13 protein-coding genes and 1 tRNA gene are annotated in these 13,215 nt (G+C 64.9%); 3 read left to right on the top strand and 11 right to left on the bottom strand.

All coding sequences use genetic code 11. The features are described from left to right. A partial coding sequence (locus EI28_RS14430) for a hypothetical protein (protein ID WP_197018486.1) occupies window positions 1–388 on the top strand: 388 nt, incomplete at its 5' end. Window positions 389–578: 190 nt separating this feature from the next. Here the strand turns inward: EI28_RS14430 and EI28_RS09745 are convergent. Continuing rightward, a tRNA-Leu gene (locus tag EI28_RS09745) sits at window positions 579–663 on the bottom strand. 717 nt (window positions 664–1,380) lie between these two features. Between EI28_RS09745 and EI28_RS09735 the strand changes: the two genes are divergently transcribed. Both EI28_RS09735 and EI28_RS09730 read left to right on the top strand, forming a co-directional pair. Then, window positions 1,381–1,857 (top strand): hypothetical protein, encoded by a 477-nt coding sequence (locus tag EI28_RS09735; RefSeq protein WP_048114458.1) that lies wholly within the window; start codon window positions 1,381–1,383, stop codon window positions 1,855–1,857. Between the two features lie 33 nt (window positions 1,858–1,890). Then, a complete protein-coding gene (locus EI28_RS09730) occupies window positions 1,891–2,514 on the top strand; it encodes a hypothetical protein (RefSeq protein ID WP_048114457.1) in 624 nt (207 codons plus the stop codon). Window positions 2,515–2,520: 6 nt separating this feature from the next. Here EI28_RS09730 and EI28_RS09725 read toward each other — a convergent pair whose 3' ends face one another. From EI28_RS09725 to argH, 10 genes are all read right to left on the bottom strand, one after another. Continuing rightward, the gene (locus EI28_RS09725) at window positions 2,521–3,699 is read right to left on the bottom strand and encodes a PLP-dependent aminotransferase family protein (protein ID WP_048114455.1); all 1,179 of its coding nucleotides are present in this window, start codon (window positions 3,697–3,699) and stop codon (window positions 2,521–2,523) included. Window positions 3,700–3,742: 43 nt separating this feature from the next. Further along, complete coding sequence (locus tag EI28_RS09720; RefSeq protein WP_048114453.1) at window positions 3,743–5,482, bottom strand: DUF2070 family protein; 1,740 nt, start codon at window positions 5,480–5,482, stop codon at window positions 3,743–3,745. Between the two features lie 80 nt (window positions 5,483–5,562). After that, window positions 5,563–6,453 (bottom strand): carbohydrate kinase family protein, encoded by an 891-nt coding sequence (locus EI28_RS09715; protein WP_048114451.1) that lies wholly within the window; start codon window positions 6,451–6,453, stop codon window positions 5,563–5,565. Then, window positions 6,450–6,788, bottom strand: a complete 339-nt coding sequence (locus EI28_RS09710; RefSeq protein ID WP_011843702.1) for a DUF555 domain-containing protein — start codon at window positions 6,786–6,788, stop codon at window positions 6,450–6,452. Before EI28_RS09710 ends, EI28_RS09715 begins: the two co-directional genes overlap by 4 nt. Before the next feature lie 22 nt (window positions 6,789–6,810). Next, window positions 6,811–7,338, bottom strand: a complete 528-nt coding sequence (locus tag EI28_RS09705; protein ID WP_048114450.1) for a nitroreductase family protein — start codon at window positions 7,336–7,338, stop codon at window positions 6,811–6,813. Further along, window positions 7,325–7,681 (bottom strand): hypothetical protein, encoded by a 357-nt coding sequence (locus tag EI28_RS09700; RefSeq protein ID WP_048114449.1) that lies wholly within the window; start codon window positions 7,679–7,681, stop codon window positions 7,325–7,327. The genes EI28_RS09705 and EI28_RS09700 overlap by 14 nt, the downstream gene beginning before the upstream one ends. Window positions 7,682–7,737: 56 nt before the next feature. Next, a complete protein-coding gene (locus EI28_RS09695) occupies window positions 7,738–8,040 on the bottom strand; it encodes a DUF5350 domain-containing protein (protein WP_048114448.1) in 303 nt (100 codons plus the stop codon). A gap of 74 nt (window positions 8,041–8,114) precedes the next feature. Further along, on the bottom strand, window positions 8,115–9,971 hold the full coding sequence (gatE, locus tag EI28_RS09690; RefSeq protein ID WP_048114459.1) for a Glu-tRNA(Gln) amidotransferase subunit GatE: 1,857 nt from the start codon (window positions 9,969–9,971) through the stop codon (window positions 8,115–8,117). Beyond that, the gene (gene gatD / locus EI28_RS09685) at window positions 9,971–11,200 is read right to left on the bottom strand and encodes a Glu-tRNA(Gln) amidotransferase subunit GatD (protein ID WP_048114447.1); all 1,230 of its coding nucleotides are present in this window, start codon (window positions 11,198–11,200) and stop codon (window positions 9,971–9,973) included. The genes gatE and gatD overlap by 1 nt, the downstream gene beginning before the upstream one ends. Continuing rightward, the gene (gene argH, locus EI28_RS09680) at window positions 11,200–12,678 is read right to left on the bottom strand and encodes an argininosuccinate lyase (protein WP_048114446.1); all 1,479 of its coding nucleotides are present in this window, start codon (window positions 12,676–12,678) and stop codon (window positions 11,200–11,202) included. Before argH ends, gatD begins: the two co-directional genes overlap by 1 nt. Between the last annotated feature and the right edge of the window lie 537 nt (window positions 12,679–13,215).

The raw sequence follows: 13,215 nt of genomic DNA, 5'->3' as shown, positions 1-13,215 counted from the left end.
TTTGTGGCAAATTGATGACACTCACTACTGGATTATCGAATGCAAAAATGGAGTTACCGCACAGAGGGGCATTTCAAAATCAGAAGCGGGTCAAATGAATACCAGTATTGGATGGTTTGAAGGGAAATACGAAAATTTCGAGAATATTCCCATTATAATTCATCCATCAAATAAATTCAAGGAGGATGCATTTTCTACCAAACAACTTTACTCCCTCCAACCAGAAAAACTTGAACTGTTAAAAAATAACATCAGGGATTTCTATAAGTCCATTTCAGGTGTTCCATTCACTACCATATCCCCAGAGGGGATACAATCCATGATTAAAGAATACTCACTCGATTCAGAGAGTATGAAAAAAACCCTCCTTTCGAGGGTGTCAAAGTAATACCTTATCGAAACGGGTCCCAAGCAGCAAGATCTCATTTTTTTGGTTCGATCTTGATACTGATAATAGCGCCCTATAGTCTTTGAAAAGATGGCAAATAAAGTCTCACAGCGCACCTAATAATAAAAACCAGATCCCGCGGGACATGCCCACTGGAAGTCTTCAGCACCGGTAGACGTGAGAAATGAAGTGCGAGGGGTGGGATTCGAACCCACGGACCCCTTCGGGACCGGATCTTAAGTCCGGCGCCGTTGGCCGGGCTTGGCTACCCTCGCTCGAAGAGAACCAGTACCTATTGTCGACCGCAGGTATTAAGTCCGACGCCCGGGGGAGCCTTCGAAAAAAACCGAGTCCGGCAACCCCTCCCCGCCGCAACCCCCGGATGTTCGGCCGCCTACCCCACACGCGTCCTGATAAGCCCGATCCCGAGTACCAGGAGCCCCACGGCGAGGAGCACCGCTCCGGCATACACGAGTAGATCAGCGCATTCGGCTCCGTCGCCCCCGGATCGAGGACGGAGAGGAAGAAGCCGAGCGGCAGCAGGATCGCGGAGAACGGGATCGCCTCCCGTGCGACCCGTTTCCACCCGTCCGAAAGGTTCGCCTCGTCAACGTACCGGAGCGCCACGAGCGCGAGCACGAGGACGACGCCCGCGTGCCCGTGCCCGGCCCGCCAGAGGGCCTCCCGCAAGGGGTTCTCCATATAGGCGGGATCGCTCGTCAGCAGCGAGAGGATGCTGACGCCGCCGTATATGACGGCCGGCAGGACGACCAGGAGTATGCCGGCCGTTCGACGTGACTCAGGTTCCATGGCAACCCTTCACGAACGCGGCACTATTTCAAAGCAGCTGCCGGAACTCCCCGGCCAGCGCCTGTCCTGCATCCGGCCGCCCGGGTTTGCACGCAGGTGCCAAAAGATATTTGAGGGCGGCCCCGAATCTGAGCACGATATCGTTATGCGTTCAGAGAGATCCCGAAATAACAGAGGGCAGAATGGAAGCAGATCGTAAATCGCAGAATAGCGGCCCGGACAGTCCCGAAGTGCCCTACTGGCACGTCCGGACCGACAAAAACGGCGTGAGCCGCCAGGACTGCTGCCGGATGAGCGACTTCGCGTTCGCGAGCATATCGAGCGGTGCCGCGCCGTCGTGGATCGACAGGCTCACCGATCCGGCTCGCCGCGTCGTCGTCCTCGTCCTCCCCGCGGGCTGGGTCGGCGAGTGGCGCGAGTTCCCGGAGCCGCAGTGGATCGTGCCGCTCTCGGGGCGCTGGTTCGTCGAGACCATGGACGGCACCCGCGTGGAGATGGGGCCGGGGGAACTCTCGTTCGGGAACGACCAGAACACCCGGCCTGACCATCGGGGGCGCAGGGGCCACCGTTCGGGAACGGTGGGCGACGAGCCCGCGGTGCTGATGCTCGTGCAGGTGGAGCGGGGTCCCGACTCAGGCCGACCCTGCCTGCCCGGATAATTGACCGTCCGATACAGACCCGGAGGCAAACCGATGACCAGAACACTCCTTGCGGCGCTCTCGCTCGCGGTTGCAGGCGTCTGCTTCTTCGCGTACCCAGCGATCCGGCCGTACACCGACGAAGCGTCCCTTGCCGGCGCCGGGGCATTCGCCTCTCCCGCATGGCTCATCTCGCACACGCTCGCCATGGTCGGGTTCATCCTGCTCGTGCTGGGGCTGCTCGGCCTCTACGGCATCCTGCGCGAGACAAGGGCCGAACCCCGGGCTCTCGCGGCGCTCGTCCTGACCTGGGCCGGCGTCGGGCTGACCCTCCCCTACTACGGGGCCGAGACGTTTGCGCTCGCCGCCGTGGGCCGGGAAACACTCCAGCAGAACAGCGTCGATCTTCTGGTAACGCTCACGGACGCGATCCGGTTCGGGGAAGGCGTCTGGCTCTTCGCGGCCGGACTTCTCGCTCTTGCGGCAGGCAGCATCCTCTTCGCAGCCGCGATCCGGCGCTCGGGCATCTTCGCCCAGTGGAGCGGCATTCCTCTCGCGCTCGGCTTCGCGCTCTTCCTCCCGCAGTTCTTCACGCCTCCGGCGGTCCGGATCGCCCACGGGCTGCTCGTCATGATCGGGTGCTGGCTCGTGGCGTGGAGCATGACGAATCGCCGGTAGCCGCCCTCACGCCAGCCGCCGCACCACTCTCGCCAGCCGGTGCATCCCCTCCGCGATCTCCTCCTCGCCCGCCGCCGAGAAGTTCAGCCGGATCGTATCCTCCCCGCCGCCGTCGACGTAGAACGGCACCCCGGGAAGGACCGCGACGCCCTCGTGCACGCCCTCGCGGAAGACCTCCATCGACGAGACGCCGTCCGGCAGGGCCGCCGTCATGAACATCCCGCCCTCGGGGCTGGTGTGGGTCGTGCCCGGCGGCATCAGGTCGTCGAGGAGGTCGCACATCAGCCGGCAATGCTCGCCGTAGACCGCAGAGACCCGGGCGACGTGGGCGTCGAGATCGTGGGTCGCGAGGTAGCGGTGCAGGATCACCTGGCAGAGGAAGTTCGAGTGGAGGTCGGCCGCCTGCTTCGCGACGTTGAACTGCCGGAGGACCGGCGCCGGCGCGTATATCCAGCCGATCCGCATCCCGGGTGCGACGATCTTCGAAAACGACCCCGACATCAGCGTCTGCTCCGGGAGGTGGCGCTTCACCGGCAGCCGTGGCTTCCCGTCGAAGAAGAGCTCCCCGAAAGCGTCGTCCTCGTAAAAGATCGTATCCGTCCCCTCGAGGATCTCCGCGACGGCCCGCCGCTTCCCTTCCGAGTAGGTTCTCCCCGAGGGGTTCTGCGAGTTCGGGATGCCGTAAAAGAACTTCGGCGCACGATCCCGGATGAGCGACTCGAACGCCACGAGATCCGGCCCGTCCTCCTCCAGGGGAACCGAATAAAAATCCGGCTCGTAGAGGGAGAAGGCCTCGATCGCCCCGAGGTAGCCCGGTCGCTCCATCCCGACGGCGTCGCCGGGATCGAGGAAGATCTTCGCGACCAGATCCAGGCACTGCTGGGAACCGTTCACGATCTGGATCTCCTCGGGAGTCGCCGGGAGACCGAGTCTTCGCCGGTAACGATCGGCGATGAACTCCCGGAGCGGCAGGTAGCCGTCCGTCGTCGTGTACTGCAGCGCCGTCCGCCCCTCTTCGGAAAAGACCTCGCGGGCCGCCTCCCGGATCCCCGTAACATCGATGTATGCCGAGCCCGGCAGGCCGCCGGCAAACGATATCACCCCGGGGGCGCCCGAGACCCGGAAGAGTTCCTTGAGGAACGACTCCGGAACCCGCCCCATCCGGGAAGAAAACCGGTACTCCATATAACCAGTATTGAGCGCCTCAAAAGAAAAGATGCCGGGTATCCTACTGCAGCATGATGTAAGCAAAGACCGAGAGCAGGAACGCGAGCACGAGAATCATGAAACTCAGCGGGGCGATGAACGCAAGCATCGCGTTCACGGTGCTCGCGAGCTGCGAGACCCGCTGCGACCCGAAGACCGTGATCCCCTCGCACGAGGCCGTCGCCGCCCCCACGCGGGCCCCCGAGAGGTCGGCGAACGCCTCCCTGACCGCCTGCTCGATGTAGGGGACGATCTCCTCCGGCGGCACCGCGTAGCCGACCGGGTTCTTTCCGCTGATCGTGTTCACCGTGTGCGTGTCGGTCGTCATGATCTCCCCCTCGTCCGCATGGTCGAGCACCACCGCCCGCAGCTGCTCCCGGACACCCCGGGCCACGTTGTTCCCGTCGATCAGGACGTAGGCCGCCCGCTTCCCCTCGACCTCCGTCACCAGCGCCTGCACCCCGAGCGACCCGAACCCCTGCTCGCGGGTGAACGGAACCCGGACGTGGGAGACCCCGATCGCGAGGGGCTCAAGAGGCAGGTCCCGCGCGACCCGGAACCCTTCGCGTGCGGCGGCGATGTACTCCGTTGCGATCCGCGTCGCCGGGAGGACCGGGGAGCCCACGCTGGTCATGCAGTTGTGAGCGTCCACGAACGCGACCTGCGAGAAAGCACACCTGCCCTCGGCCATGATCGCCATCCCGACCGAGTAGTCGAGATCCTCCGTCCGCTCCGGCGACCGGGTGCTCACCATCAGGAGGGCGTCCCCGAACCGCTGGCAGAGGATCGAGACCGAGCCCGATTCGACCCGGACAGGACGGCTCGCGACTGCGGAGAAGGCGAGCCCCTCCCGGGACGCCTCCACGGCGCGGGCGATCTTTTCAATCTCGCTCTCCGAGACCAGGTTGAAATCGTGGGTGGCGCAGCCGTGGGCGACCAGCGTCTCCTCGGGAAACGCATCGTGGAGTATCCGGGGGAGGTTTCCGCCGCCCACGTCGCCCATCGGGCCGGGGTGGACGTTCGGGACGGTGAAGATGGCGTCTTCTCCGGAGTCCCGGGAGAAGAAGAGCGAAACCTCGGGGACATAGACCTCCTCGCCGATCTCTCGGAAGAAGTCCTCCATGTTCTTCGAGCCGTCGGTCAGGTGGGCGATGAAGGTATTGAGGAAGTTGAGCCCGCTGATCTGGAACGCCCGCTTCAGCGGCCGCTCGATCAGCCAGATCAGGAAGACGAAGACCAGCCCGAAGACCGCCTGGAGGAGAAGGGCGTAGGGAACGAATCCGGGGGTGAAGAACCAGGCTCCGACCGCTATGGCAGCCGCGCTCTGGGTAAACGCGGGAAGAGCCATCCGGCTGATCCGGTAGTCGGCCACGGCTACGAGGACCAGCAGCCGGAGGCCGAAGATCAGGCCGAGCGCGATCGCATAGAGCGTCGGAAAGAGCCCACGGCCAAAGAGGAGAACCGGCGAAAGGCTCAGGATCACCGTAAGAACCGTGCAAGCCAGAGCGAGCAGAGCCGACCGGTTCCAGGTGATGTGCCGGCCGAAGACACCCACCAGCGGCACGGTCAGCAGGAAGGCGAGCAGTGCCGGAACCGAAAACCCGAGGGTGCCGACCAGGAAAAACTCGGTCCCGGGCCGGTAGGTGGCTATGTCGATGGCGAGCCCGAGCACCACGATGATCCCAAGCGACCGCGGCCAGGACGGGGCGGAGAAGATGTACCGGGTGAGCCGCTCGACGCGCACGTCGGGGCCGGACTCCATCAGGCCCCTCCGGGTGCTCTCGGGCCGGACACGGCAGCCGGCATAACAATGCCGGCCATCAGCGCTGTATTTCCCATAATTCAGACAATAATTTCGCCGGGCTCGTCAAAGACCTTCCGATACCGCGCAAGCATCCGCTCCCAGTCGGGGAGGTTCGTCTGGGTGCCCGGCCGCTCGACGACGAAGGACGAGACCACCGCGCCGACGCGGCAACAATCGAGCGGGGCGTAGCCCCTCCAAAACGCCGTGAGGAACCCGGCACGGTAGCCGTCGCCGGCACCGGTGGGGTCGACGGCCTCGACCGCGACGGCCGGAACGTGGTACTCCTCGCCGTCCACGCAGAGGATGCTCCCCTCCGCCCCCCGGGTCGTGACCGTCATCGGGATCGACGCGACGAGTGCGGAGCGCTCCAACCCCAGCATATCGCACATCCGGTCCATCTCGTGGTTGTTCGAGAAGAGGATATCGACGTTCGCGAGGATGATCTCGAGTTGATCCCGCGTGTAGCGGAGGAGATCCTGTCCCGGGTCGAAAGAGGCGAATTTGCTCTTCTGGGCCACCCGGACGTTGAAGTCGGGGTCGGCCGTCGCCATGTGGACGAAATCGAGAGCGGGAGCCTCTGAGCGGGAGAACGCGGTCGACGCGCCCCACTCGAAGAAGGTCTCCTGGTCGCCGTCGTCGTCGGTGAAGACGTACGCGGTCGCGGTCCGGGCATCCTTCACCTGGGTGAAGTCCTGCACGATCTCGAGGCTGTGCAGCCACCGATCGTAGTCGCTGCCCGGGAAGTCGCCGCCGACCAGAGAGACCAGCCGGCACCGCTCGCCGAGCATCGCAATCCCGGCCGCGATGTTCGCCGCCCCGCCGCCGAAGTAGACCTCGTGATCGGTGATGTAGGTCGAGTTGTGCCGCCCGGGGAGTTTCGGCACCCGGAAGAGATGGTCGACGGCGGTATGCCCGACGACTGAGATCATAACTCCTGCACTTCCTGGACTTTCAGCGGCACGTCGTGAAGCGCTTTCCCGACGACCGACTTCGCTATCCTGGCCGCGTGCTCTTCGGACTCCGCACGGAAGACCTTCATCTGCAGCACGAGCCCGACGAGGGCGGTGGCGGCGACCACGAGAGCGGTGTTCAACTCCCCCTCGCAGAAGGGACAGGCGATCATCCCCGCCTCGATCTCCACGAACTTCGCCGAGGGGTTGAGCCTTTTGCCGGCCTCGCTGATCGCGATGCTCACGGCGTCGTCCATAGACTTGACGTCTTTAATTATCCACGCTGATTCAAGCGTAACCAAATAATCCGGCATATTCTCTCCGAAAATGTTAATCCTACCAAATCTCGCGGTGCACGTGCTCCTTGATGGGCATCCGCTCCATGGGCTCGAGCAGCGGCGTCCCCTTCCCGACCGCGAGAAGCGCGACGGGACGGAGGTGCTGCGGGAGGCCAAGAACCTCGCGAACCTCATCTTCCTCGAACGCCCCCGTCCAGCACGAGTGGAGGCCGCGGGCGTGGGCGGCAAGCATCATGTAGGTGCAGGCGATCGTGGCGTCCTCGAGCGCGTAGAGGATCCCCCGCTCCCCGTAGTGCGACATCGACCGGACGTAGTTCGCGCAGACCACGAAGACCGTCGGGGCCTCCCGGATGTGCACCTGCTCGAGGGCCGCCGACGCGAGTTCCAGCCTGATATCGTCGTCGGTGACGACGACGACGTCCCAGGCTTCGCGGTTACCGGCGCTCGGCGCCGTACTCGCGCAGGCGAGGATGTAGTCGATATCCTCTTCTTCAAGCGGCTCCCCGGAGTATTCCCGTACCGACGACCGTGCTCTCAGGAAACGGAGGAAATCAGAGGAGTTCATGCTCTTTGAGCGTATCCCATGCGGCCTGGGCTGCGGTCGTGGAGGCGCTGACGGCCCTGCTCATCCGCTCCGACGCGGCACCCAGTTCCATGCTCTCTGTCAGGCTGATCGCCTCGTTGAGGTGATCGATGGCCTTCTTAAACTCGGAAAGTTCCGTATCGCCATACGCGAACTCGAGTTCCGAGCGGATCGACTCGAGCACCATCACAAGCATCCGTTTCCCGCCGGGCTTCTCCTGGAGCGGAAACTGGATCAGGGCTGTCGTCAGCTGCGACCCCACAATCAGCTCGGATTTCGCCCGTTCGGCAAACTGATAGGTCCTGATGGCGGTTTTGAGATCCATACCACATACTGGAACTCTCAAGTATAAAAAGTATTGAAGGAGAAGAGGGGGACGGCTTATCTCGATTTCTGCTTGGTCCCGAGAGCCGAAACCTTCGCGCGGCGTATGCCCCGGCGTACCCGCACGTCCATGGTCGAGCCGCCTGCTCCCCTGCCCCGGCCGCCGCGTCCGCCGCGACGGGCGGGGCCGCGGCGCTGGTCCTGTCCTTCCCTGCTCGCCCGCTTCTGGATGGCCGCTGCAGGCTTGAACCGCTGGTTTGGGCCGGGTTTCTTCACTTCGCCTTCACGTGCAGGGACGAGCCGAATCTGCCCCTTGACGCCCTTGACCTGGGCCCACTGAACACTGCCTGTCTTTCCCATGATAAAACTCCTTTATATTTATGCACCGATCCGGTGATAAAAGTAACCCGGCCGGGACGGTCCCGGGCCGGGGGTCAGGAGAGTAACCGCTGGAGCTCGCGCCGGAGGGTCTCGCTGATGACCTTCCCGTCGACGCTCCCGCGGAGTTCCTGCATGACGACGCCCATCAGGGGGCCGAGCGCGCCCATACCCTTCTCCCGGGCGAACGCCTCGCGCTCGGCAACGATACGGCGCACGATCTCCTCCACGTCCGCCTGCGAGACGGCGGGCCCCATCGTCTCGATGGCCGCGTCCACCCGTTCTCCGGGAGTCCCTGCGCCTCCGGCGGTCCGCGCGAGTTCGGCCAGAAGGTCGGGGATCGCTTCCTTTGCCGCCCGCCCGGCCTCGACGGCCGAGAGGAGGGCGAGGATCTCCTCCTCGCTCACCCGGGCGACGTCGACACCGTCGCGGGCGAGCTCCCGGCAGGTGCCGAGCAGCGTCCGCGCAGCAAGAGTGGGGCGGACTCCGGCGGAGACCGCCTTCTCGAAGAGCGCCAATCGCTCGGAGAACGCCACCTGCCGCGCCAGCCCTTCGTCGAGCCCGAACTCCCGGACAAACCGTTCCGCCCGGCCGGTGAGGAGTTCGGGAACCGCGATGCTCTCCCAGAGGGCGTCACCGATCGCGACCTCGAAGACGTCGGTCTCGGGGTACATCCGGGCGGCTCCCGGGAGCGGACGCATGTAGGCCGTGCTCCCTTCCTCGAGCATCTTCCGGGTTTCCTCGGGAACGCCGGAGATGGCCATCTCGGCGCGGATCATCACCTGCTCGGCGGCACACCCGGCGCGCTGCCGGGTTGCTGCCACGATGGCGACGCAGTCTTCCTCCGCGGCGCCGACGAACTCACGCAGGCGCGCCACCTCTTCTGCCGTGACACCGTAGGCAGGGAGCTCGTCGGTATGGAAGATCCCGCCGACGCCGCATTTCTTCGCGTAGTCCGACATCTCGCTCCCGAGCCGCCTTCCGGGCTGGATCACCCTCCCGACGAGGCCCGCGAACCCGCAGAGCCGGACCGCGAGGATGGCCTTTGCCTTCTTCAGGATAGAGGACGCAGTCCCGGCAAAGAGGGCGGTGACGTCGACGACGGTGTGATCGACCCGGGCGCCCCTCTCACGGAGTTCGTCCCGGATGGCGAGAAGATTCGTCTGCCGCTCGGCCTCGCGGCGCACCACCTCGGCGATGAGATCGAGGTCCTGAACACCCTTGATCTCCACCCGGGCGCCGTCGGCGATGGAGACGTTGATGTCCTGGCGGATCGTCCCGAGCCCGCGCTTCACCCGGCCGGTGGAGCGGAGCACCATCCCGATATGCCCCGCGACCTCCTGGACGGCTTCGGGGGTGTGCATGCAGGGGGCGGTGGTGATCTCGATGAGCGGGATCCCCAGGCGGTCGAGGGAGAAGGTCTCGTCCTCCACCCGCTGCGCCGCCTCCTCCTCCAGGCAGATCGTCTCGACCCGGCAGCCGCCGGGAAGGGCGCCGGAGAGCGCGACGAGCGCCGTCCGCTGGAACCCGCTGGTGTTCGAGCCGTCGATGACGAGCTTACGCATCGTGTGCACCTGCTCGACCGGGGTCATCTCAAGCATCTTTGCTATCGTGAGGCAGATCTCGAGCGCCTCGGGGTTCATCGGGGCCGGGGGCTCCTCGTCGTGCTCCACCAGGCAGACCGTGTCGTAGGTATAGTAGCGGAACTTCCGGACGAGTTTCATCTCCTCGCGCGCCGCCCGGTCGATCTCCCCGAGCTCGCTCTCCGTCGCCCGGAGGTAGCGGTGAAACTCACCGGTTCGCTCGGAGGCATCCCTGAGGGTGGTCGGGCACCGGCAGAAGAGCTTCTCGGCGGTGTCGAGCTGCTGGTGAATCTCAATACCGGCCTTGAGGCCGAGTTTCTCGTAATCCATCATATCGACCTCCGCCGGATCTCGCCAGCAAGATCGGTCTGCATCAGCACCCTTGCCCGTTCGGGGTCCGGCTCGTTCCCGAGCACCCACATCAATTTGACGAGCGCCGCCTCGGGAAGCATATCCTCGCCCTCGATGACGCCGGCGGATAGCAGGTCCCTTCCCGTGTTGTAGACCCGGTCGCAGACCCGGCCGTGCAGGCACTGCGATGTCATGACGACGGCCGTCCCGTCCTCGATCATCTCCCGGAGCCGCGGGATCCAATCGGTCGCCACGTGCCCGAGCCCCGTCCCCGATATGACCAGGCCGGCATAGCCCTCGAAGGCGTCGAGGACCGCGGGAGGCATCCCGGGGTAGAAGTGGACGAGGGCGCAGCGCTCCTCGAGGTTATCGCGGAGTTCGGGCTCTTCGGTTCCCCGCCGGACCGCCTCGTCCGAAAGGGTGACGGAGAGCGAGGGATAGTCGACGTAGCCGAGCGGCTCCATGCCTGTGCTCTGGAAGGCGTCACGCCGGGAGGTGTGCATTTTGCGGACTCTCGTCGCCCGGTGGACGGCGCAACGGTCGTCGTTCGTCGTCGCGTGCATCACCACCACCACCTCGCCGAGATCGCCGGCGGCGACGGCGGCGCTGCAGAGGGCGTTCATGGCGTTGTCGGAACTCGGGCGGTCGGCGGACCGCTGCGACCCGACGAAGACGACCGGCACCGGGGTTTTAAGCATGAACCTGACCGCCGCGGCCGAGTAGGCCATCGTGTCGGTGCCGTGGGTGACGATCACCCCGGCAACGCCGGCCCGGATCTCGTCGTAAATCGCCCGGGCGAGTTCCCGCCAGAGCGCCGGCTGCATGTTCTCGGAGAGAATGCTTGCGATCTGGCGGTCGCGGTAGCGGGCGATATCCCCGAGTTCCGGGATCGCCCGCAGGATATCGCTTGCCGAGAACTGGCTCATCACCGCACCGGTCCGGTAGTCCACCCTGCTCGCGATCGTCCCGCCGGTGGAGATGATGGCGAGTTCCGGGAGGTCGGGGTCCTGGACGACGACACCCGCGCCTGCCGCCGGCTGCCGGGCCGGGCGCTCGACGAACTCGATCTTCTCAAGCGACGTCCCGATGTTGTAGCCGCTCTCCAGTTTGACGACGGCCATACCGTCCCGTTCGGCAATGTAGGTGCCGGTGAGCGCGGTTCCGCCGTTTACGTACCGCACCAGGTCACCGGTCTCGAGTCTCTCCATTATGCTGCAAACCTCCGTGCTTCAAGGATAAGGTCTTCGAATGCGCTCGATAGTGCTGAATCCGTCTCCTCGGCCCAGGCCGCGTCGCGGGCAAGGAGTTCTTTCTGCTCGTCGATCTGAATGGCAACCGCCACGGGCGCCGGACCGCCGACGATGCTCCTGACCGAAACCGCGTGCCGGGGGTCGAGGACGGCGTCGATCTTCTCCCGGGTCAGCCCCAGTTCCATGACCGAGAGGTCGGCCGCTTCGCGGGCGGCGGCATCGAGTGTTGCGAGGTCGAGCGACCCGTGCCTGACCGCCCGCCCGACGATCCGGTGGGCGGTGCGGAAGGGGAGCCCGTAATCCCGGACGAGGACGTCGGCGAGTTCCGTCGCGGTGGAGAACCCTCTCCCCGCCTCGGCGGCCATCCGTTCCGTATCGAACGTAGCAGACCCGAACATCCCGGAAAGAAGCGGGATGCTCTGTCTCGCGGCCTCCACGCCGCGCCAGAGGTGCACCGTCAGTTCCTGGAGGTCGCGGTTGTAACTCATGGGAAGGCCCTTCGTGATCGTGATCGCCGCGGTAAGCGAGCCTGCGACCGATCCGGCCTTCGCCCGCATGATCTCCGCTACGTCCGGGTTCTTCTTCTGGGGCATGATCGAGGAGGAGGAGCAGTAGGCGTCGTCGAGCCGGACGAACCCGACGAACGCCGTGCTCCAGAGGACGAGCTCCTCGCAGAGCCGGCTCGCCGTCGCCATGCAGATGGAGGCGTCAGAGAGCACCTCGATGGCGAAGTCCCGTGCTGCGACCGCGTCCATGCTATTTCCCGCCGGTCGGGAGAAGCCGAGGAGGGTCGCGGTGTAGGCGCGGTCGAGGGGAAAGCCGGTCGAGGCGAACGCCGCCGAACCGAGCGGCGAGGCGTCCACCCGGGCATACGCCTCCCGCAGCCGGGCCGTATCGCGGGAGAAGGCCTGCTCGTAGGCGAGGAGGTAGTGGGCCAGCGTCGTGGGCTGGGCGTGCTGGAGGTGGGTGAAGCCCGGCATCACCGTCTCCGTATGGCCGGCGGCGACGTCGAGCAGGGTCGCCCGGAGATCGGCGAGCGACCGAACGAGCGCGAGGATCTCCTCTTTTAACCGAATCCTGATGCAGGTCGCGACTTCATCGTTGCGGGACCGGCCCATGTGGAGGCGGCCGCCGAAGTCCTCGCCCACCCGGTCGATGAGGTAGGCCTCCTTGCCCGCGTGGACGTCCTCGAACCGCTCGTCGAACGCCTCCTCCGGGAGTCCGTGGTCGTAGAGATCGAGGAGCGCCGCCATCAGCGCACGTGCCGGGGCCTCGTCGATGATCCCCTGCCGCGAGAGCCCGAGGAGGTGCGCCATATCCACGAGGAGGTCCGCCCTTGCAATCCAGCGGTCGGCGTCCATCGATGCAAGAAAGTGCTCGAGATCGCCCGACCGCTCGCCGGCAAGACGGCCCTGCCGAATCTGATCCGAACGCATTATATCAACAGTCCTGTCTGTACCGTTTGACCGGGGGAGAGATTAAAACCACGCTCCCCCTGCCCGCACGTTACGAGGACGGGGATGTGAGAGTGGCGTGCGTCTGTCAACGCAATGCCAGTTCGCTTTACAGGGGCATACCGCACTTCGAACAGTTAATCGACATTGACCCTTCCTTCGACCACACATCCCCGTTCACGGCTTTCCACCGAATATCGCCGTAGAGGGGTGGGGCTGACGGGGAGGGGGAGCATCCCCCTCCCCTGTCTCTATCGCGTAAGGCTCTATCGATAGCCCACCCCGCGCCTTCGGCCTCCTCCCCCGCCCCAAGGGGCGGGGGCAGTGCGTGAGGATATCCACAGAAAGCCGTGTACGGTTCTTCCCCAGGTTCTCCCCGTGCAGTGGACCGTGATGGACATCGCCATTGGGGAGTGCGACTGGTCGAAGGGTGCGACGGACAACGTCCGGAGCTTAAGAAGACGCGGAAGCGTCTTCGAGCAGGAGCATGAGAAGAACGAAGTTCTTCGAGAGGCCGAC

Origin of the sequence: Methanoculleus sp. MH98A (assembly GCF_000691865.1) — an archaeon.
GTDB lineage: Archaea > Halobacteriota > Methanomicrobia > Methanomicrobiales > Methanoculleaceae > Methanoculleus.
The sequence above is the reverse complement of the archived record's forward strand: the minus strand, read 5'-3'. Positions and strand labels throughout refer to the sequence as shown.

What these genes read in the sequence shown, in the direction of transcription:
- argH (WP_048114446.1), bottom strand. Translation starts at nt 12,678, where the DNA reads ATGCGTTCGGATCAGATTCGGCAGGGCCGTCTTGCCGGCGAGCGGTCG.
- gatE (WP_048114459.1), bottom strand. Translation starts at nt 9,971, where the DNA reads ATGGATTACGAGAAACTCGGCCTCAAGGCCGGTATTGAGATTCACCAG.
- gatD (WP_048114447.1), bottom strand. Translation starts at nt 11,200, where the DNA reads ATGGAGAGACTCGAGACCGGTGACCTGGTGCGGTACGTAAACGGCGGA.
- EI28_RS09700 (WP_048114449.1), bottom strand. Translation starts at nt 7,681, where the DNA reads ATGGATCTCAAAACCGCCATCAGGACCTATCAGTTTGCCGAACGGGCG.
- EI28_RS09720 (WP_048114453.1), bottom strand. Translation starts at nt 5,482, where the DNA reads ATGGAGTCCGGCCCCGACGTGCGCGTCGAGCGGCTCACCCGGTACATC.
- EI28_RS09735 (WP_048114458.1), top strand. Translation starts at nt 1,381, where the DNA reads ATGGAAGCAGATCGTAAATCGCAGAATAGCGGCCCGGACAGTCCCGAA.
- EI28_RS09710 (WP_011843702.1), bottom strand. Translation starts at nt 6,788, where the DNA reads ATGCCGGATTATTTGGTTACGCTTGAATCAGCGTGGATAATTAAAGAC.
- EI28_RS09730 (WP_048114457.1), top strand. Translation starts at nt 1,891, where the DNA reads ATGACCAGAACACTCCTTGCGGCGCTCTCGCTCGCGGTTGCAGGCGTC.
- EI28_RS09715 (WP_048114451.1), bottom strand. Translation starts at nt 6,453, where the DNA reads ATGATCTCAGTCGTCGGGCATACCGCCGTCGACCATCTCTTCCGGGTG.
- EI28_RS09705 (WP_048114450.1), bottom strand. Translation starts at nt 7,338, where the DNA reads ATGAACTCCTCTGATTTCCTCCGTTTCCTGAGAGCACGGTCGTCGGTA.
- EI28_RS09725 (WP_048114455.1), bottom strand. Translation starts at nt 3,699, where the DNA reads ATGGAGTACCGGTTTTCTTCCCGGATGGGGCGGGTTCCGGAGTCGTTC.
- EI28_RS09695 (WP_048114448.1), bottom strand. Translation starts at nt 8,040, where the DNA reads ATGGGAAAGACAGGCAGTGTTCAGTGGGCCCAGGTCAAGGGCGTCAAG.